Annotated in this window: 16 protein-coding genes and 1 pseudogene; 8 read left to right on the top strand and 9 right to left on the bottom strand. The window is 65.1% G+C overall.

Annotated elements, in window-relative coordinates; genetic code table 11:
* Positions 1-174: 174 nt before the first annotated feature.
* The 8 genes from U5A56_RS35345 to U5A56_RS35310 form a co-directional block, all read right to left on the bottom strand.
* Entirely contained in the window at positions 175-1,668 is a 1,494-nt protein-coding gene (locus U5A56_RS35345) for an aldehyde dehydrogenase (protein WP_257775773.1), read from the bottom strand.
* A gap of 16 nt (positions 1,669-1,684) precedes the next feature.
* Complete coding sequence (locus U5A56_RS35340; RefSeq protein WP_257775774.1) at positions 1,685-3,016, bottom strand: NAD(P)/FAD-dependent oxidoreductase; 1,332 nt, start codon at positions 3,014-3,016, stop codon at positions 1,685-1,687.
* A gap of 6 nt (positions 3,017-3,022) precedes the next feature.
* Positions 3,023-3,910, bottom strand: a complete 888-nt coding sequence (locus tag U5A56_RS35335; protein ID WP_257775775.1) for a dihydrodipicolinate synthase family protein — start codon at positions 3,908-3,910, stop codon at positions 3,023-3,025.
* Positions 3,911-4,071: 161 nt separating this feature from the next.
* Complete coding sequence (gene glyA, locus U5A56_RS35330) at positions 4,072-5,367, bottom strand: serine hydroxymethyltransferase (protein ID WP_257775776.1); 1,296 nt, start codon at positions 5,365-5,367, stop codon at positions 4,072-4,074.
* A 153-nt stretch (positions 5,368-5,520) separates the two neighbouring features.
* Positions 5,521-6,402, bottom strand: coding sequence for a glycine betaine ABC transporter substrate-binding protein (locus tag U5A56_RS35325; protein WP_257775777.1), 882 nt, complete (start codon positions 6,400-6,402; stop codon positions 5,521-5,523).
* A 153-nt stretch (positions 6,403-6,555) separates the two neighbouring features.
* Positions 6,556-7,443: an ABC transporter permease gene (locus U5A56_RS35320; protein ID WP_257775778.1), complete on the bottom strand. Its 888-nt coding sequence runs from the start codon at positions 7,441-7,443 to the stop codon at positions 6,556-6,558.
* Positions 7,440-8,729 carry a quaternary amine ABC transporter ATP-binding protein gene (locus U5A56_RS35315; protein ID WP_257775779.1) on the bottom strand — a complete coding sequence of 430 codons (1,290 nt, stop codon included), beginning with the start codon at positions 8,727-8,729 and terminating at the stop codon, positions 7,440-7,442. Before U5A56_RS35315 ends, U5A56_RS35320 begins: the two co-directional genes overlap by 4 nt.
* A complete protein-coding gene (locus tag U5A56_RS35310; protein WP_257775780.1) occupies positions 8,714-9,259 on the bottom strand; it encodes a hypothetical protein in 546 nt (181 codons plus the stop codon). Before U5A56_RS35310 ends, U5A56_RS35315 begins: the two co-directional genes overlap by 16 nt.
* Before the next feature lie 81 nt (positions 9,260-9,340).
* Between U5A56_RS35310 and U5A56_RS35305 the strand changes: the two genes are divergently transcribed.
* Positions 9,341-9,679, top strand: coding sequence for a DUF1932 domain-containing protein (locus U5A56_RS35305; RefSeq protein WP_257775781.1), 339 nt, complete (start codon positions 9,341-9,343; stop codon positions 9,677-9,679).
* A gap of 591 nt (positions 9,680-10,270) precedes the next feature.
* Here the strand turns inward: U5A56_RS35305 and U5A56_RS35300 are convergent.
* Complete coding sequence (locus U5A56_RS35300; protein WP_257775782.1) at positions 10,271-11,026, bottom strand: GntR family transcriptional regulator; 756 nt, start codon at positions 11,024-11,026, stop codon at positions 10,271-10,273.
* 638 nt (positions 11,027-11,664) lie between these two features.
* Here U5A56_RS35300 and U5A56_RS35295 point away from each other — a divergent pair.
* The 7 genes and pseudogenes from U5A56_RS35295 to U5A56_RS35265 all read left to right on the top strand — a co-directional run.
* Positions 11,665-12,867 (top strand): NAD(P)/FAD-dependent oxidoreductase, encoded by a 1,203-nt coding sequence (locus U5A56_RS35295; protein ID WP_257775789.1) that lies wholly within the window; start codon positions 11,665-11,667, stop codon positions 12,865-12,867.
* Positions 12,868-12,987: 120 nt separating this feature from the next.
* Positions 12,988-14,319, top strand: coding sequence for an MFS transporter (locus U5A56_RS35290; protein WP_257775783.1), 1,332 nt, complete (start codon positions 12,988-12,990; stop codon positions 14,317-14,319).
* Positions 14,320-14,401: 82 nt separating this feature from the next.
* The gene (locus U5A56_RS35285; protein WP_257775784.1) at positions 14,402-15,313 is read left to right on the top strand and encodes a dihydrodipicolinate synthase family protein; all 912 of its coding nucleotides are present in this window, start codon (positions 14,402-14,404) and stop codon (positions 15,311-15,313) included.
* Entirely contained in the window at positions 15,313-16,815 is a 1,503-nt protein-coding gene (locus U5A56_RS35280) for an aldehyde dehydrogenase (RefSeq protein WP_257775785.1), read from the top strand. The genes U5A56_RS35285 and U5A56_RS35280 overlap by 1 nt, the downstream gene beginning before the upstream one ends.
* A 125-nt stretch (positions 16,816-16,940) precedes the next feature.
* Complete coding sequence (gene yddG / locus U5A56_RS35275) at positions 16,941-17,867, top strand: aromatic amino acid DMT transporter YddG (RefSeq protein WP_257775786.1); 927 nt, start codon at positions 16,941-16,943, stop codon at positions 17,865-17,867.
* 394 nt (positions 17,868-18,261) lie between these two features.
* The gene (locus U5A56_RS35270; RefSeq protein ID WP_257775787.1) at positions 18,262-19,410 is read left to right on the top strand and encodes a branched-chain amino acid ABC transporter substrate-binding protein; all 1,149 of its coding nucleotides are present in this window, start codon (positions 18,262-18,264) and stop codon (positions 19,408-19,410) included.
* 344 nt (positions 19,411-19,754) lie between these two features.
* Positions 19,755-19,978: pseudogene (locus U5A56_RS35265) on the top strand (DDE-type integrase/transposase/recombinase); the annotation flags it as partial.

Here is a 19,978-nt window from a genome sequence, read left to right as displayed (position 1 = left end):
GGAACCCACTAGCGAGGCTAGTCAGGAGTCTACGGCACAATCATGAGACAGTTCACATTCCGCTCACGCTGGGCTTCGATAGATGCTCATGCCGACTAGTACCCTCCGTCCACTTCAACCACTCCCGCATCTATTTGATCTGGGTGGACAAATGCGAAGGTGCTGCCGGGGCTCTCAGTCGAGCTTCAGCCAGGTGGTCTTCAGTTCGCAGTATTGATCGTGCGCGTACACGGATTTGTCGCGGCCACCGAACCCCGACTGCTTGAAGCCGCCGAATGGCGTCGACAGGTCGCCTTCGCCGAAGCAGTTCACCGTGACCGTTCCCGCGCGAATCCGCGCGGCGACCTTGTGCGCACTGTTCACGTTGTCGGTCCACAGCGACGCTGCGAGCCCGTAGCACGTATCGTTCGCGATCCGCACCGCGTCGTCGACGTCGTCGTACTCGATGAAGCACACGACCGGCCCAAACACCTCGTCGCGCGCGATGTTCATCTCGGGCGTCACTTGGTCGAAGATCGTCGGTTCGACGAACCACCCGCCGGTTTCCGCGAGAATTGCGTTCCCGCCGCACACCACGTGCGCGCCTTCCGCCTTCGCCTTCTCGATATGGCCGAGAACCTTCTCGTAATGCTTCTGCTCGATCAGCGCCCCGAGCTTCACGTCTGGGTCGAGCGGGTCGCCGGTCTTCCAGCCGGCGAGCACGCCCTGAACCTTGTCCAGCAGTTCCGCCTTGCGGCTCGACGGCACCAGAATCCGCGAGCCGGCACTGCAGTTCTCGCCCATGTTCCAGAATGCGGCCGCGACCGCCTGTTCGGCGACCGCGTCGAGGTTCGCGACGTCCGGCAGGATCACCTGCGGGTTCTTGCCGCCGCATTCGAGCACGACGCGCTTCAGGTTCGTATCGGCCGAGTAGTGCAGGAAGCGCTTGCCGGTTGCGGTCGAGCCGGTGAACGCGACGAGATCGACGTCCGGATGGCGGCCGATCGCCTCGCCGGCCTCGCTGCCGAACCCGGTGACGACGCTGAACACGCCCGGCGGCACGCCGGCTTCCAACGCGAGATCGGCGATGCGCAGCGTCGACAGCGAGGTCTGCTCGGCCGGCTTCACGACTACGCTGTTACCGACCGACAGCGCGGGGCCGATCTTCCATGCGAGCATCAGCGCCGGGAAATTCCACGGCAGCACGGCGCCGACGACGCCGATCGGCTCGCGCGTGATCATGCTGACGACGCCCGCACCGGACGGCGACAACGCGTCGTAGCGCTTGTCGGTCACTTCCGCGTGCCAGCGAATGCATGCGGCCGACTCGGGAATGTCGAGCCCCAGGCATTCGCCGATCGGCTTGCCGGCTTCCAGCGCCTCGAGCAGCGCGAGTTCCTCCGCGTGCTCGTCGATCAGCTGCGCGACGCGCAGCAGCACTGCCTTGCGATGCGCGGGCGCGGCCTTCGACCAGACACCCGATTCGAACGCGTCACGCGCGGCCACGACCGCCCGCTCGACGTCCCGCTCGTTGCATCGCGCCACGGCGGCGAGCACCTTGCCGGATGCGGGGTTGAGCGTGGCGAACGTCTCGCCCGACGCAGCCGCGCTGCGTTGCCCCGCGATGAACGCGCGACCGTCGAGCGACAACGCATTCGCCTTCTGTTTCCAATCCTGATGGGTCGTCATGTCGTTTCCTCAATAATCAAAGCTCGGCACCGGCCGAGAACTCCTTGGCCCAGATCGTCGCCGACACGGCCAGGTCGACGATCGGCCGAATCGGCAGCGGCCGCGGATGCGGCTGCTTCAGCAACTGCTGCACGAGGCTGTTCGATTCGCCGAGCGCGTATTCGGCGATCAGCTTGCCGGAGGCCGACCCGCGGCTCAGGCCGAGGCCGTTGCAGCCGATCGCCTGGTAGAGGCCGTCGTCGCGCCTGCCGAACAGCGCACCGTTGTTGGCGGACAGGCACAGCGGCCCGCCCCACGTATATTCGAGCTCGACGCCGCCGAGCATCGGAAAGCGGCGCTCGAACGAGCGCTGATGCAGATGCCGCGACTTCGCGAGATCGGCCTGCGACACCTTCACGTCCGGCCGGAACGCGAAATGGTTGCGCACGCAAATGCGATCGGTGATCAGGCGCCGCACCGTCGTGCCCATCGGATCGGCCGGAATCAGCGACCACGAGCGTGTGCCGCCGAGTTTCGCCACTTCGTCGGCGTTCATCGGCCGCGTGAGCGAGGCGAACGTATACACCGGCAGCAGGCCGTTCGAATGCATGCCGAAGGTCGCCGCGTACGCGTTCGTGCACAGGATCACCTGCTTCGCGGCGATCGTGCCGCCCGCGAAATGCAGCACACGCGTGTCGCCGCGAGGTTCGATCCGCGTCACCGGGCTGAGTTCGAACACCGTCACGTTCGCCGGTTGCGTCGCCGCCAGGCCGCGCATCAGCGCGGCCGGCTGTACCGTGCTGCAGCCGGGCGTGAACAGCGCGCCCGTGTAGAAGTCGGTGCCGGTCTCCGCCTTGATCGCGGCCTGGTCGAGCCATTCGAACGCTTCGCCGATGCGGGTCAGGCCGTCGGCGAAATGCGCGAGCGCGGCGGCGCCCTTCTTGTTGACCGACGCGTGGAATTTGCCGTCGTCGCGCCAGTCGCAATCGATGCCGAAGCGCCGCACGATCGCGCGCACATAGTCGATGCCGTGCCGCTGAAACCGCACATCGGCACGATCCTCCTCGATGCTGCGCGAGTAGCTTTCGCTGCTGATGTCGTGCGGCAGGTCGACGAAGAATCCGGAATTGCGTCCGGCCGTCGTGCGGCCGATCCGGTCGGCCTCCACGAGCGCGATGGACGCGCCGGGCGCCAGCTCCGCGAGCCGGCGCGCCGCGCACAGCCCGGTGATGCCGCCGCCGACGACGACCCAGTCGAACCGGCTGTCGGACGTGACGGTGCGGGCGTCCTGCGCGGGCGGCAGGCTCTCCCACCATCCGTTCATCCCGTCCGGTGCCGGAAACCGCGCGAATTCCAGGTTCGAGCCCATGACGAATTACCGGCCGTCGCGCAGCAGCGGCTTCACGAGCTTCGCGAACGCGTCGCGCTCGTCGTCCGACAGCGCACCGAGCGGCGCGCGCGCGACCCCGACCGGCAAGCCGGCCAGCTCGCAACCGTAGCGCACGTACTGAATGAACTTGCCGCTGCGCTCGAGCAGCTCGAGCACCGGCAGCAGTTGCGCCATCAGCGTGCGGCCGGTCGCGAAATCGCCGCGCTTCACGCATGCGTCGAACAGGTCGGTGTGCGCTTCCGGCAGGAAGTTCGATGCGCCGCCGACCCAGCTGCGCGCGCCCCATGCGAAAAACTCGAGCGCCTGGTCGTCCATCCCGCAGCTCAGCACGAGCCGGCCGCTGAAATGCGTCGACAGATGATGCAGATGCGCGATATCGCCGGTGCTTTCCTTCATCGCGACGAAGTTCTTGCGCTCGAGCAGCGTCTCGAGAATGTCGTCGCCGATTGCCGTGCCCGTGCGGGCCGGGAAGTTGTACAGCATGATCGGCATGTCGAGCGCGTCGTCAACCGCGAGCAGATGCGCGAGCAATTCCTGCTGGGTCGGCTGCGCGTAGTACGGCGCCGCCACCAGCAGCGCATCGAGCCCCGCACGTTTCGCCTCGCGGCCGAGGCGCAGCACCTCCTTCGTCGTCGTCGCGTTGATACCCGCGGTCAGGAACGTCTTGCCGCCGGCCGCGGCCGCGACCGTATCGAAGGTGCGCACGCGCTCGTCGAAGCTCAATGCGTAGTATTCGCCCGTCGTCCCGCCGATGCCGAGACCGGACACCCGGCCCGCGAGATCGGCCGCATGGCGGCCCAGCAGTGCGTGATCGATTTCGCCGTCCGCGTCGAACGGGGTGACCAGCGGTGTGTGTACGCCCTCGAAGCTCATTTTCGATACCTCAATCAAGTGGTTGCGCCGGGCTCCCGCCGTCAGGCAGGCAACCGGCAATTCGACAAAACGTCGTCGGTACGCCGCTGCGCCTGCGCAGCCACGCCGATCGATTCACTACGTTGTCCGGACAATGCCACGGCCCCGGCCCGATTCAGGAATCAGGCGAACGCCTCCGCATGCGCGTAAATGGGAAACTGGCTGCACAGGTCGCGCACGCGGGTCCGCACCGACCGCTCGACGGCCTCGTCGCCGTCCGGATTGCGCTCGAGCGCCGCCAGGACCGCGAGGATCATGTCGCCGATCTGCTCGAACTGCGCGGGGCCGAAGCCGCGCGTCGTGCCGGCCGGTGTGCCGAGCCTGATTCCGGACGTGACGGTCGGGTTTTCCGTATCGAACGGAATCCCGTTCTTGTTGCAGGTGATGCCGGCACGCTCCAGCGCCTTCTCGGCCTGCATGCCGGTTATGCGCCGCGCGCGCAGGTCGACCAGCAGCAGGTGGTTGTCGGTGCCGCCGGTGACGAGCGTCAGGCCGCCGGCCGTCAGCACCTGCGCGAGCGTCTGCGCGTTGCGCAGCATCTGGTCGATATAGCGGGTGAACTCCGGGCGCAGCGCTTCCGCGAAGGCCACCGCCTTGCCGGCGACGACATGCATCAGCGGGCCGCCCTGCAGCCCCGGAAAGACCGCCGAATTGATCTGCTTCGCGACGTCGGCTCGGTTCGTCAGGATGAAGCCGCCGCGCGGACCGCGCAGCGTCTTGTGCGTGGTCGACGTCACGACGTCGGCGAACGGCACCGGGTTCTGATGCCGGCCGGCCGCGACGATGCCGGCGATATGCGCCATGTCGACCATCAGCTTCGCATCGACGCTGTCCGCGATCTCGCGGAACGCGGCGAAGTCGAGCGCGCGCGGATATGCGGAGTAGCCGGCGATGATCAGCTTCGGGCGATGACGCTGCGCGAGCCGGCGCACGTCGTCGTAATCAATGCGCAGCGTGTCCGGGCTCACGCCGTACTGCACTGCGTTGAACCACTTTCCCGACAGCGCGGGACGCGCGCCGTGCGTCAGGTGGCCGCCTGCATCGAGCGACATCCCCATCACCGTGTCGCCCGGCTTGACAAGCGCAAGCATCACCGCGCCGTTGGCCTGCGCGCCCGAATGCGGCTGCACGTTTGCGTGGCTCGCGTCGAACAGCGCGCACGCGCGATCGATCGCGAGCGCCTCGATCCGGTCGACATGGTCGCAACCGCCGTAGTACCGGCGCGACGGATAACCTTCCGCGTACTTGTTCGTCAACACGGTGCCCTGTGCTTCCAGCACCGCCGCGGATGCGATGTTTTCGGACGCGATCAGTTCGATCTGCGTCTGCTGGCGACGCAGCTCCAATGCGATTTCCGATGCGATCACCGGATCCCGGCTCTGGAGCGTTTCGGCAAAAAATCGGGCGTTCTCGTTCACTTGTGACTCCGCGACGCGATTCGTTACGTGCTGTGTGGATTGCCTGTACCGCACATTGCAAGGCCGGCGCCGTCGTGACGGCCCCGGCCGCCGGCATCGGCCGGCATGCGCGCCCGACGCGGATCGCGTCGTCCGCATGACCGGCGCGTGGCCTTACTGCTGCAGCCAGGCCTTCAGCTTGTCCGGATGGGCGTCGACGAACTTCTTCGCGGCGGTCGCGTAGTCGTTCGTGCTGTTGCCTTCGAACTCGATGGCTTCGACGTCGGCCAGCGTCAGCTTCAGGTGCTTGAAGAACACGTCGGCGCGCGGGAACTTGCCGGCGAACTTCTTCGACGCGAACGCGTGGACCTGTTCTTCACCGCCCAGCGTGCCCTTCGGGTCCTTCAGGTAACGCATCTGCCATTTCTGGAACAGCCAGTGCGGGCTCCAGACCGTCGCGACGATCCATTGCTTCGACTGGTACGCACGCGACACGCTGGCCAGCATCCCGGCCTCGCTCGATGCCTGGAGGTTGTAGCCTTCCAGGTTGTAGGCCTTGATCGTCTTCTCCGACGCCTGCATCAGGCCACCGCCCGGCTCGATGCCCTGGATCGTGCCGTTCAGCTTGCTCTTGACTTCCGGCTTGTTCAGGTCGGCGATCGACGACAGCTCCGATTCCGGAACGTAGGTCGGCACGGCCCAGCCGTTCTTGCCGCCGGTGTAGATGATGCCCACGTCATCCAGGTCATTCTTGTACTTCGCGTAGTACGTGCCGTGGGTGACCGGCAGCCAGCCGCCGACCATGATGTCGAGATCGCCGCGCGCGACGCCTTGGTACTGGATGCCGATGTCGGCCTGCACGAACTGCACCGGCTGCTTGAGCTGCGTCTCGAGCACGTACTTCGCGACGTTGGCCACCGCGAGCACGTCCGCCCAGTTGGTGACCGCAATCTTGACCGGCTCGGCAGCCGACACTGCGCCCACACCTGCGCTGCAGGCAACCACCGTCGATACCGCAAGTTTCGCCAGAAGCGACTTGAACGTATGGGTATTCATCTAGTACTCCTTTTTAATCACGCGAGTCTTTCAAGGATGAGGAACGCCTTCGATCGGCGTTTCTGGTCTCCACGCACTGCTACACCGGCTCCGCCGCGGCACCGTGGCCGCGGCGCTTCATCGTCCTTCAATTGCCTCCGACTGCCGCATCCGTCAGGTGCGTGCGGCGCCACGCGGGCCCGCCTTGCCGGCACGCACCATCGGCTTCTTCACCTTCTTCTTCGCCTTCACGCCGAAGCTCTCGGTCAGGCGGTCCAGCACGATTGCGAGCAGCACGACGCCCAGCCCGCCTTCGAATCCAATCCCGATGTCGAGACGCTGGATCCCGCTCAGCACGTATTCGCCGAGGCCGCCCGCGCCGATCATCGATGCGACCACCACCATCGACAGCGCCATCATGATCGTCTGGTTCACGCCGGCCATGATCGACGGCAACGCGTTCGGCAGCTGGATCTTCCAGAGCAGCTGCCAGTCGGTGCTGCCGAACGAGCGGCCGGCCTCGATCAGTTCCTCGCGGACCTGCCGGATACCGAGCGTCGTCAGCCGCACGACGGGCGGCATCGCGAACACGATCGTCGCGATCACCGCCGGCACGCGTCCGAGGCCGAACAGGATCACGGCCGGGATCAGGTACACGAACGCGGGCATCGTCTGCATGAAGTCGAGCAGCGAGCGCAGGATCATGCCGATCCGGTTGTTGCGCGCCCCCCAGATGCCCAGCGGGACACCGATCACGAGGCTGAAGAACGTCGCCGCGGTAACGAGCGCGAGGGTCGAGACCGTCTGCGCCCACAGGCCCATGTAGTGAATGACAAGCAGCGCGAGGCCGACGAAGATCGAGAACACGATGCCGCGGCGCCACAGCGCGAGTCCGACCAGGATCACGACCATCGCGATGAACGGCACGGCGGCGAGCCCGTCCTCGAGCAGCTTCACGACCGCGCCGAGCCCCGCCGAGAAGGTGTCGAAGCCACCGCGGAAATGCAGAAACAGAAAGTTGACGAAATTTTCCGCGAACTTCCCGATCACCGACGAATTCATGCTGCCCTCCGTTGCATCATCTGCTTGAGTATCGTCCGGCAGGACACGACGCCCGCCAGTTGTCCCGCCGCGTCCGTCACCGGCACGTCGTGATCCTGGGTCAGCGCGATCGACGCGAGCTGGTGAAGATCCGTATCGATCGACACCGCGTTGACGTCATCGATGAATGCCTCGCGGATCGGCCGCGTGCCGGACCGGTGCAGCGTGGCGGCCGTGACGCAGCCCAGATAGTGGCCGGCCTCGTCGCACACGTAACCGCATTCCGCGCCGCTGTCGATCAGCTGGTTCAGGTAGCGGTCGGACGACGTGCCGGCATCGCATCGAAGCAGCCCGCGCTCGACCTGCGTCATCATGCTGGATGCCTTCAGGAAGCGCGACACGTCGACGTTGCGGAAAAAGTCCTGCACGTACGCATCCGCCGGTGTCTGGATCAGTTCGGCCGGCGTGCCGACCTGGATCAGGCAGCCGTCCTTCATGATGCCGATGCGGCCGCCGATCTTCTCCGCTTCCTCGATGTCGTGGGAAATGAACACGATCGTGCGCTGCTCCTCCTTCTGCAGGCGCAGCAGTTCGTTCTGCATTTCGAAGCGGATCAGCGGATCGAGCGCGGAGAATGCCTCGTCCATCAGCAGCACCGACGGATTCACCGCCAGTGCGCGGGCCAGCCCCACGCGCTGCTGCATGCCGCCGGACAACTCGCTCGGCAGCAGCTTCTCGTACGAACCCAGGCCGACGCGCTCCAGCGCGGCACGCGCAACTTCGTAGCGCTGCGCCTTCTTGATCCCCGCGACCTCGAGCCCGTATGCGATGTTGTCGATCACGGTCCGGTTCGGCAGCAGTGCGAACGACTGGAACACCATCGCCATCTTCTGGCGCCGCACGTCGCGCAGTTCCGGCGTCGACATCGGTGCGATGTCGCGGCCTTCGAGCACCACCTGCCCGGCCGTCGGTTCGATCAGGCGGTTGAGCAGTCGCACCAGCGTCGATTTGCCGGAGCCCGACAGGCCCATGATCACGAAGATCTCGCCGGCCCGCACGCTCAGGCTCACGTCGTCGACCGCCACCATGTTGCCGGTTTCGGCGAAGATCTCGTTGCGCCCGATGCCGCGCTTCATCATCTCGATCGCACGCTCGGGCTTCGGACCGAAAATCTTCGACAGGTGCTTGACGGTCAGGATGTCGGTTCCGGTCGCGGTACTCGACCGGGCGACCGACGGCGCACCGTCGGTGTGGATTGCTCCGGGGGGAAGTACGTCGCCCGGTGCAAACGTCAGATTTGGGGCCATTCTGTCATCCCGACTAACTGGTAACGGAAACCGCGAACTTCGCACGTGTCGCCATCGATTGCCCGTTTGCTGCCGAGGTCGATGCCGCTATCGCGTGGTTGACGGCGCTGATTCAGTGATTGCAGCGTATCAATCCAATTTCGTCGCTCCAGATACATTTTCTGTGCGCTTTTCCATACCTTTGGTAATGCATCGTTTCGGGGCGAAAAGGGGTGATCGCCGCAAAACGGTGCGAAAAATGCGAAACGCAATGCCGGCGCGGCTGTGCGGTATTTTTCGGGAACGGCGGCCCGGCGGCGCGTGCAGCGCGCGGCAGCGTCCGCTAGGGGAAAATCCCGACGCGAGGACTTAAGGGAAACTACCGAGAAATCAGGCCCGCGATTGCGCGAGCGGCTTTGGACGTGATGACCGCGGCCGGCCGCGCCGGCGTGGGCGGGGCAGTGCCCGTGAAGACCGCGCGGTTCGCGGGCGGGCTGCGGGCCGAACGGCAACCGCGGCACGCAGATGGCGGCCAATGCCAAGCCGGTCACGCTTTTTCGCTGCCCGCATCGGCAGGTTTCTGCCTAGCCTTTCGCTGATTGGCCCACGTTACTCAGGGAGCGGCAAGCAGCATGCATGAACGTCCGAAGCACATCGCGGATTTCGTCCGGATCGACAGCGAACTGTTCCAGTCGGAAAAACTGCCCGCCGCCGCGCGCGCGTTCGCACCGCACGTGTTCATCAGCCGTGTCGCCGAGCACGGCCGCCGGCGTGCGGCGGAGATGCGGGAAGTGTGCGACACGCTGCGCGAGGGCGGCGTCGAGCCAGAGATGAGCGACGCGTGTGCACGTGTGCGGGATCGGTTCGGCGACAGCATGGCCGCGCGCGCTCTCGACTACGAAGCGCTGCTGCCGTTCGACTGGACCCGGGTGCTTGACCTGCTGAACGACCAGCCTTGGACACCGCCTTAGGCTCTGTCCATGCGGTCACGAAATGACGCTTACACCAAACCCGGGGCGGTTCAATCTGCAAATTGGCCACGCAGGGTAGTCAGCAGGTGTTTGATTGCAAAAGCAATTTATAAAGGGACGCAAGGCAGGTCCGCGCCAGGCTTAGGTGCCCCACACCGGAAATTTGCGTGGAAATCAAAGTCACCCCGAGGAGTCTGTCTGCAAATAGCTGCTTCTTCGACATGGCATTCACTCTCAAAACTGAGGTCGTACGCTGCGTCGACGAACCCGTCGTCTGCAGCCCCACCGGCTGCCCGCGGGTCGTCTCATCGCAAACCTTTCAATTATTTGAATATTGCAGCTTGCGAGTCAGACTGACGGCTAGCAACGGCGGCGTCGAAGCGGCGTCGCGATGACGCCACTCTCGATAGAGCGCCCGCCGCGCCGCCATTATCGGAAGAGATAATGGGGAATGCCTCCAATACAAGATGCGATGCGTCGTACGGTGAATCCAGCGGGCCTCCGTTGCAAAGTCGCCTGCCGGCTCGCAGCGCAGATGATTGCCGGTCCGCCAGCTAATTGGCGACCATGACACCATGGACCCCTCTTGCGCTATCTCTTGTCTTGCGCCAACACCGGATCGCTGAGGTTCACGGCAACCGCCATTCCCTGCGGCGCGGCGTACTCGGTCATCCGGCGGCGCGACAGCTCGAAGTGGTCGCGGACCAGTTGCCCCGCCGCGTCGGCGTCCTGCCGCTCGAGCGCATCGATGATCTGGTCGTGCTGGACGACGGCACTTTCGAGGGTGTGCTGCATCGTGTCCGTCGTCGGATAGCGGTAGAACATCTTCCCGAGCCGCGCGTGATCGATCAGCAGGCGGCGCAGGCTCGGCATCAGGTAATCGTTCTGCGCGATTCGGCCGATCTCGAGATGGAATTCGTCGTTGTAGAACACGCGGTTCGCGACGTTGCCGCTTTCGATCGCGGCGCGAAAATGCGCCTGTATCGTCCGCAGCCGCGCGATGTCGTCGGGCGTCGCGTTCAGCGCCGCCAGCTGGGTGGTCGCGATATAGATGACCGGCGCGGCAATGAAGAAGCTGCGCAGCGACTGGAAATTCATCGACGTGACGCGCGGCGCCCGATTCGTCTCCAGCTCGATATAGCCTTCCGCGGCCATCTGCCGGATCAGCTCGCGAATCGGCGGCCGCGACATGCCGAACTCGTCGGCCAGCGCCGCCTCGTCGATCAGCGCGCCCGGCGCCAGCTCCATGTTCACGATCCGGCGCCGCAATGCCTCGCCCAAGGCCGACTTGCGATCGACCGTTTGTGCCACGTCCGCCGGTGCCGACTCCCCACCCGTTCCTTTCATAACGCCCTCGTCAATCTGAAGCGCGTACTATACGGCCCCGCCCGGGGCCATGGCTAGCGCTGCCCCCTGTCCCAACGGCCCGCGCGCGATGCGTGCGCCGTCGCCTCCTCCTTCCCGTTTTGAAGAACTCGCCGCCACCGCATCCGATGCGTCGCGCGGCCGGCTCCCCCTCTTCTCCGTCTCCCTCCATCGTCAGTCGTGCGTCTCGATGTGTCGCGGGTTAACCCTCAATTCCCGCGATCCGATTGTTAGACTATAGTTTGTCTACTAAGTATAGTTTATTAGACGCACGGCAACATAATTCTTTCCGGACAGGCGGATGGCGCACCAGGACACCGCCGCCGACGGCCCGACGCCATCGCCCCCATCACCGGCACGGCCAAGGGCTGACATCACCAATAAGGACACGGGCGCATTCGCACGCACGTGTCGTTTCAATCAACGAGACACTGGATTCAGGAATGCTTAGGGTTACTTCGCCGACGGTAGAAGCGGTTGCGCAGCCTCAACGCGATGCGCGCAAGGTCAGGGTCGGCGCGCTGCCTGCCGACGACGAGGCGTGCGGCTGGTACCACACCAGCCCGCCGCGCGTGCCGCGGCCGTGCCACACCGGCACCACGAAGGCGCGCTGGGGCGTGATCGGCGCCGGCTTCACCGGGCTCGCCGCGGCGCGCCAGCTCGCGCTGAACTTCCCGGACGACGAAGTCGTGCTGGTCGATGCGCAGGAAGTCGGCTTCGGCACGTCGGGGCGCAATGCGGGCTTCGCGATCGACCTGCCACACGACATCGGCGCGGACGACTACATCGGCGACATCGATACGGCGAAGACGACCCTGCAACTGAACCTGCTCGGCCAGTCGATCCTGCGCGCGCTGGTCGACGAGCACGGGATCGATTGCCACCTGCGCGCGTCGGGCAAGTACCAGGCGGCCGTCGAACCGCGCGGCGTCGCGGTGCTCGACGCTTACCGGCGCGGTCTCGACAAGCTCGGCCAGCCGTACGAAGTGATCGAAGGCAAGGATCTGCCCGCGCATATCGGCACCGGCTTCTACCGCAAGGGGCTGTTCACGCCCGGCACGATGCTGCTGCAGCCGTCGGCGCTGGTGAAGGGTCTGGCCGACAGCCTGCCGCCGAACGTCACGCTGCACGAGCACACGCCGATCACCGACGTCGAATACGGCGACAAGATCGTGCTCGGGCATGCCGGCGGCCGCATCGTCGTCGACAAGCTGGTGCTCTCGAACAACGCGTTCGGCATGCGCTTCGGCTTCCTCCAGCGCACGATGCTGCCGGTGTTCCTGTACGCGAGCCTCACGCGGCCGCTGACCGGCGCCGAGCAGGCGCGACTGGGCGGCCAGCCGTTCTGGGGCGTGATTCCGGCCGACCCTTTCGGCAGCACGGTGCGCCGCACCCACGACAACCGCATCCTGATCCGCAACAGCTTCAGCTTCAATCCGAACGGCCGCCCGAACGACCGTCATCGGGAACGCGCGCTCGCGCGCCACCGGCTCTCGTTCGAGCGCCGCTTCCCGATGCTGCCGGACGTCGAGTTCGACTACACGTGGAGCGGCTCGCTTGCGCTGTCGCAGAACCACAAGGGCTTCTTCGGCCAGCTCGCGCCGAACGTCTATGGCGCGCTCTGCTGCAACGGCCTCGGCATCACGCGCGGCACGGTGACGGGCACGCTGCTCGCCGACTGGCTGGCCGGCAAGCGCGATGCGCTGACCGATTTCCTGCTGGCGACGTCGGGCCCGAACCGCACGCCGCCCGAGCCGTTCCTGTCGGCCGGCGTCAACGCGACGCTCTGGTGGGGCCAGCGCAAGGCGGGCCTGGAGAGCTGAACCGGCCACACCGAACGCCCCCCACCCAAATCCACGATTCAGCGATCGGGCACCGCGCCAACACCGCGCGCCCCACGGAGATCGCGCCCATTTCATCAGGAAGGAAGGAGACGACTGCCAATGGCAAAAACGACGGTATCCATCGAAGACGTACCCCTCAACCGATTTCACCAGCTGCTCACCGTGCGCTCGGGCGGCGGCTGGCTCATGGACGGCTACGTGCTCAGCATCATCGGCGTAGCCATGGTGCAGTTCTCGGCCGCGCTGCACCTGACCAGCTTCTGGGAAGGCATGATCGCCGCGTCGGCGTTGCTCGGCATCTTCGTCGGCGGCTTCCTCGGCGGCTGGCTGACCGACCTGATGGGCCGCCGCCGGCCCTACTTCTTCGGCCCCGTGATATTCATCGTCTGTTCGATCGCGCAGTTCTGGGTGCAATCGGGCGAGGCGCTGTTCGTGCTGCGCTTCATCACCGGCATTGGCGTCGGCATCGAGTACCCGGTGGCCGGCTCGCTGCTGACCGAATTCATGCCGCGCAAGTACCGCGGCCCGCGCCTCGCGCTGCTGACGATCATCTGGTTCTTCGGCGCGGCGCTCGCGTACATCGTCGGCAACGTCCTGCTCGCGCAAGGCGGCCCCGACGCGTGGCGCTGGGTGCTGGCGAGCCCGGCCGTGATCGGCGTCGCGCTGTTCCTGGTGCGCATCGGCACGCCGGAATCGCCGCGCTGGCTGCTCAACAAGGGCCGCAAGGCGGAAGCCGACGCGGTGATCCGCAAGGTGTACGGCCCGTCGTTCTCGATCCGCAACCTGCCGGAAGAGCCGGTCGACCAGAAGATCTCGCTCGGCGCGCTGCTGCACTCGGGCTACGGCAAGCGGATGCTGTTCGTGGTGCTGTTCTGGACCTGCTCGGTGATCCCGGTGTTCGCGGTCTACTCGTTCGCGCCGCGTGTGCTGCAGGCGCTGCACCTCGAAGGCGACTGGGAAGCGTACGGTTCGGTCGCCATCACACTGCTGTTCGTGGTCGGCTGCGCGCTCGCCACGCGCGTCATCAATACGCTCGGCCGCCGCGCGCTGGTGATCCACAGCTTCCTGTGGTCCGCGCTCGCGCTGCTGGCGCTCGGCGCGTGCTCGAATGGCTCGGCCCTGCTGATCCTCGTACTGTTCGGTGCATACGCGTTGCTGATCGGCGGCGCGCAGGTGCTGCAGCTCGTCTATCCGAACGAAATCTTCCCGACCGACATCCGCGCGTTCGCGGTCGGCATGGGCGCGTCGCTGTCGCGCATCGGCGCGGCGGTCGGCACGTGGCTCGTCCCGATCGCGCTGCAGAACATCGGCATCGGCAACACGATGTACGCGGCGGCGGCCGTGTCGTTCGTCGGCCTGCTGGCCTCGGTCGCGCTCGCACCCGAAACGGCATCGCTGTCGCTGCAGGAAGCCGCCTCGCTCAGTCATTGACACGCATTTCACGCACGCCGCGCCCGTCGCGGCGTCGGCATTACCCACGCAACGCTTACTTTCATTCCAGCGGGAGCACACCATGCAATTCAACGGCATCTACACGCCGGCCATCACGCCCCTGACCGCCGAAGGCGGCATCGACAAGGCGGCGTTCGCCGAGGTCCTCGAATACCTGATCGGCGCCGGCGTGCACGGCATCATCATCGGCGGCTCGACCGGCGAGTACTATGCGCACACGATGCAGGAGCGCATCGAGCTCGGCACGTACGCGAAGCAGGTGATCGGCACGCGCGTGCCGCTCGTGATCGGCCCCGGCGCGATCCGCACCGAGGATTCGATCGAATACGCGAAATCGGCGAAGGACATCAAGGCTGATGCGATCCTGGTCGGCTCGCCGCCGTACGCGCTGCCGACCGAGCAGGAAAACGCCGCGCATGCAATCGCGGTGGACCGCGCCGCCGACCTGCCGGTGATGCTCTACAACTACCCGGCGCGCATGGGTGTGTCGATGGGCCGCGAGTTCTTCCGCACCGTCACCGCCGCGTCGAAGAACTTCGTCGCGATCAAGGAAAGCTCGGGCAGCACCAGCCAGCTGCACATGCTCGCGCGCGAATTCCCGAACATCAGCGTGTCGTGCGGCTGGGACGACCAGGCGCTCGAATTCTTCGCGTGGGGTGCGAGCAGCTGGGTTTGCGCGGGCTCGAACTTCCTGCCGGCGGAACACGTCGCGCTGCACCAGGCGTGCGTGGTCGAGAACGACTTCCGCAAGGGCCGCCGCATCATGTCGGCGATGATGCCGCTGATGGATTTCCTCGAGGACGCGGGCAAGTTCGTGCAGTCGATCAAGTACGGCAGCGAACTCGCCGGCCTGCGCAGCGGCGGCGTGCGCGCACCGCTGCAGCCGCTCGACGAAGCGAACAAGGCGACCCTCAAACAGATCGTCGCCGACGTGAAGCGCGAGATCGCGGCGGTCGTCGGAGGCCAGGCCTGATGGCGGAACTGCTCAGCGCGTCGCAATACGCGGCCCTCGCGGCCGGACTGAAGCTGCCGACTCAGGCCTTCGTCGACGGGGCGTTCCGCCCCGCCAACTCCGGCAAGACCTTCGCGACGGTCAACCCGGCCACCGATCAGGTGCTCGCGCATGTCGCCGCGTGCGACGCCAGCGACGTGGACGATGCGGTGGCACGCGCGAAGGCCGCCTTCGCCGACGGCCGCTGGCGGCAGCTGCCGCCGTCGCAGCGCAAGTCCATCCTGCTGAAGTTCGCGGACCTGCTCGAACAGCACGCGCACGAACTGGCGACGATGGAAAGCCTCGACAGCGGCAAGCCGATCCGCGAATGCCAGAACATCGACGTGCCGGAAACGATCCACACGATCCGCTGGCACGCGGAGCTGATCGACAAGATCTACGACAACACCGCGCCGGTCGGCTCGAACGCGCTCGCGCTGGTGGTGCGCGAGCCGATCGGCGTGGTCGGCCTCGTGCTGCCGTGGAACTTCCCACTGCTGATGCTGGCGTGGAAGATCGGCCCGTCGCTCGCGGCGGGCTGCTCGATCGTCGTGAAGCCGGCGACGGAAACCACGCTGACCGCGCTGCGCGTGGCCGAACTCGCCCATGAAGCCGGCGTGCCGGCCGGCGTGTTCAACGTGGTGCCGGGCGGCGGCAAGGACGTCGGCGAGCCGCTGGGCCGCCACCCGGACGTCGCGATGGTCAGCTTCACCGGCTCGACCGCGACCGGCCGGCGCTTCCTGCACTACGCGGCGGAATCGAACCTGAAGCGCATCGTGCTCGAATGCGGCGGCAAAAACCCGGCCGTCGTGATGCGCGACGTCGCGGACCTCGACGCGGTCGCGCAGCATGTGGTGAACGGCGCGTTCTGGAACATGGGCGAGAACTGCTCGGCGTCGTCGCGCCTGATCGTGCACGCCGACATCAAATCGGCGCTGCTCGAGCGCATCGGCGTGCAGATGCGCGAATGGAAGATGGGCGACCCGCTCGATCCGGCGCACCGCGTCGGCTCGCTGATCAGCAAGGCGCACTTCGACAAGGTCCGCTCGTTCCTCGACCAGGCCGGCTCGGACAAGCTCGACGTGGTGTTCGGCGGCTCGACCGAAAACGGCATCTTCGTCGAGCCGACCGTGGTGGACGGCGTGAGCCGTGACCACACGTTGTTCCAGGAGGAAGTGTTCGGGCCGGTGCTGGCCGTCACGACCTTCACGGACACCGACGAGGCGATCGCGCTCGCGAACGATTCGGTCTACGGCCTCGCGGCATCGGTCTACACCAGCAACCTGAACAACGCGATTCACCTGTCGCGGTCGATACAGGCCGGCGTGGTGACGGTAAACTGTTTCGGCGAAGGCGACATCACGACCCCGTTCGGCGGCTACAAGGCTTCCGGCTTCGGCGGCCGCGACAAGTCGATCTGGGCACACGACCAGTACACCGAGATCAAGACCATCTGGATCGACGTCCCGACCCGCGCCGCATAATCTCATCGACACGCAGCACCCGCATGCCGGCCGCGATCGCCACGCGCGATCGCGGCCGGTTTGTCGCATCTGCCGGGCAATCGGCCCGGCGCAACGTATTCACCCGGTATTGGCAGGAAACAGGCATGAACAGCAGGAACAGGGCGACGCTGATCGGATTCGTCGCAATCGTTTTATGGAGTTCGGTGGTAGGGTTGATTCGCGGTGTCAGCGACAGCTTCGGCGCAACCGGCGGCGCCGCGATGATCTACACGGGGGCGGCGGCGCTGCTGCTCGTGACGACCGGGCTGCCGCGGCTCGACGATTTCCCGCGCCGCTACCTGCTGTGGGGCAGCGTGCTGTTCGTCGCATACGAATGGTGCCTGTCGCTGTCGATCGGCAACGCGCACACCGCGCGCCAGGCGATCGAGGTCGGCATGGTCAATTACCTGTGGCCGACCTTCACGATGGTGTTCGCGATCCTCTTTCTCCGGCAGCGCGCGAACCTGCTGATCGTGCCGGGCGTGATCCTCGCGATGGCCGGCGTCGGCTGGGTGCTCGGCGGCGAGCACGGTTTCGATACGGCCGGCATGGTGGCCAATGTCGTCGACAACCCGCTCAGCTACGGGCTTGCTTCCGCCGGCTCGCTGATCTGGGCCGCGTATTGCACGGTCACGATCAAGATCGCGAAGGGCAAGAACGGCATCACGCCGTTCTTCATCCTCGTCGCGCTGTCGCTGTGGATCAAATACCTGCTCGACGGCGAGCACACGATCGTGTTCAGCTTCAATGCGCTCGCCTGCTTCGTGCTCGCGTCTGCGGCAATGGGCTTCGGCTATTCGGCCTGGAACATCGGCATCATGCGCGGCAACGTCGCGATCCTGGCCGGTGTGTCGTACTTCATTCCGGTCATTTCCGCCGGCCTCGCCGCCCTGCTGCTGAATGCATCGCTCTCGTCCGGCTTCTGGACCGGTGCGTTCTGCGTGTGCGGCGGCTCGATACTGTGCTGGCTGGCGACGCGCAAGCGGGCGCCGCGTGCCGCCGCGTCGGCACAGGCGGAGCAGTGCACGTAAAGGCATCCATAGGACATTCCCTAGGAAGCCAGCCTCGACGATCAGGGGTCGGAGGGTTTTGACGCCCAGCTATTGAGGTCATTATGGCCGCAAACCCGCGCCAATAATGGTGTCGCGGGTCCCATCCTTTCGGATTCCAATCTGCGAACACTACACTACACAACGCCTCGCATTACCAAAGGTATGGGAATGTGCGCAGAAAATGTAGCTTGAGCGGTCAATTTGGCTTGCTACGCTGCAATGCCAGGTCTCCTGTTACTGCTTTGAGCGAGAACATCGCACTTTCGGGCAGGCTGCCAGGCTGCAGGATGCTCCAAACGTAACCAGTCGAATCGCTTTGTCAGGGCGTGTTTGATCTCTCGCGCCGATTCTTGTCACATCCTGGAGTGTAGTGATGCTTAACCCCTCTAGAAAATGCTTTGCCACTGGCCTGACTGCCGTCGCCATGTTGTTTGCAAGCAGCCAATCGATTGCGCAGCAGGTCGTGAAGATCGGCGTTTCAGCCCCGCTGACCGGCGCCGGAGCTGCCAACGGAAAGGACATCGAGAATGGTGTTCGCCTCGCCATCCAAGAAGCCAACGCCCAGCACACAAAGCTGGGCGGGCAGGAGGTGCGCTTCGAGCTGGACTCCGTCGATGATCAGGGCGACCCGCGCATTGGTGTGCAAGTAGCCCAGAAACTCGTCGACGACGGAGTGGTCGCCGTGGTGGGCTACTACAACTCCGGAGTTGCGTTGCCCTCCTCGCCGATATTTGCCAAGGCGGGCATTCCGTTGATAGACCCGGCTGCCACGAACCCAGCCATAACCAAGCAAGGGCTGAAGAACGTCTTTCGTATTATCGCCACCGACGCACAGAACTCCGGCAATGCAGGAAAGTACGCAGTAACGGTCACCAAGGCGCAGCGCATTGCAGTGATGGACGACCGCACGGCATTTGGCCAGGGAGCCGTGGAAGAATTCAAGAAAGCAGTCATCGCGGCCGGCGGCCATATCGTTGCATCGGAATACACCAACGACAAGGCCGTCGAATTCAACGCGCAGCTCACTAACATCAAGGCGGCGAACGCAGATCTTCTGTACTTTGCCGGCCTTGATAACCAGGCGGCGCTCCTGACCAAGCGGATGAGACAACTCGGCATGCGGACGCAGTTCGTAGGAAGTGGTGGCATTGCCGACAGCATCTTCCTCGGAGTTGCGGGCAGTGCCGCAGAGGGCGCAATGGCGTGGGAGTATGGACGGCCTGTCGAGTCCCTTCCCCAAGGCAAAGCGTTTGCGGAAAAATTCAAAAAGAGATTTGGTGCGGATACATTGACTTACGCGCCATTCGCCTATGACTGTGCGTGGGTGGCTATCAACGCGATGAAACAGGTGAATTCCGCAAAAACGGAGGTATTCATGCCTGCGTTGCGAACTATTCAGTACGACGGCATCACGGGGAAGATTGAATTCGATTCGTACGGTGACCTGAAACACCCGACGTCGACGCTCTATCAGGTGAAAGGCGCCAAGTGGAAACCTGTGACGACTATCAGCGCAGAATGACTCACTAAGCGGTTATGGTTGAGCCGGGCGTCTGCCGATGAACGTGACCGCAGCCATTGACTGATGAGCGTCCTCTGACGGCGGTTATGTCGGTACGCGACGATGGCTGCAGTTCCGCCCTGCCATCCGCGATCGACCGCGCGAGAGGCACCGCGCAAATGCGAGCAGGGCATACTTGTGGATGTTCATCCGGCCGTGTTCCGGAAGGTTGACACCGGGCAATTTCACCATTCAATTCCAGTGCCGATATCAGAATCCCGCGCTGCGGCTTCGATCGTCTCGGCCAGCAATTCTTCAACGCCCGCTTCGCCCGGGCGCTTACGCCAACGCGTCAGGCTCGATGGGTCGATCGGCGGTTCAAGGCTGAGCGGCCAAATCGACAGTGGGTGTCGGATCTCGCCATGTATTGGCGTGGCAGGGCTGGCTGCACGCGGCATTCGTGATTGACGTGTTCGCCCGTCGCATCGGTGGCTGGCGCGCCAGTTCATCGATGACCACGGACTTCGCTCTGGATGCACTTGAGCAGGCGTTGTACTCTCGCCAGCCGGGCGACGACGGGACTTTGATA

Source organism: Burkholderia sp. BCC1998 (assembly GCF_905339875.1).
Classification (GTDB): Bacteria; Pseudomonadota; Gammaproteobacteria; order Burkholderiales; family Burkholderiaceae; genus Burkholderia.
Note: the sequence above shows the minus strand (reverse complement) of the source record. Positions and strands in the feature narration are given on the sequence as shown.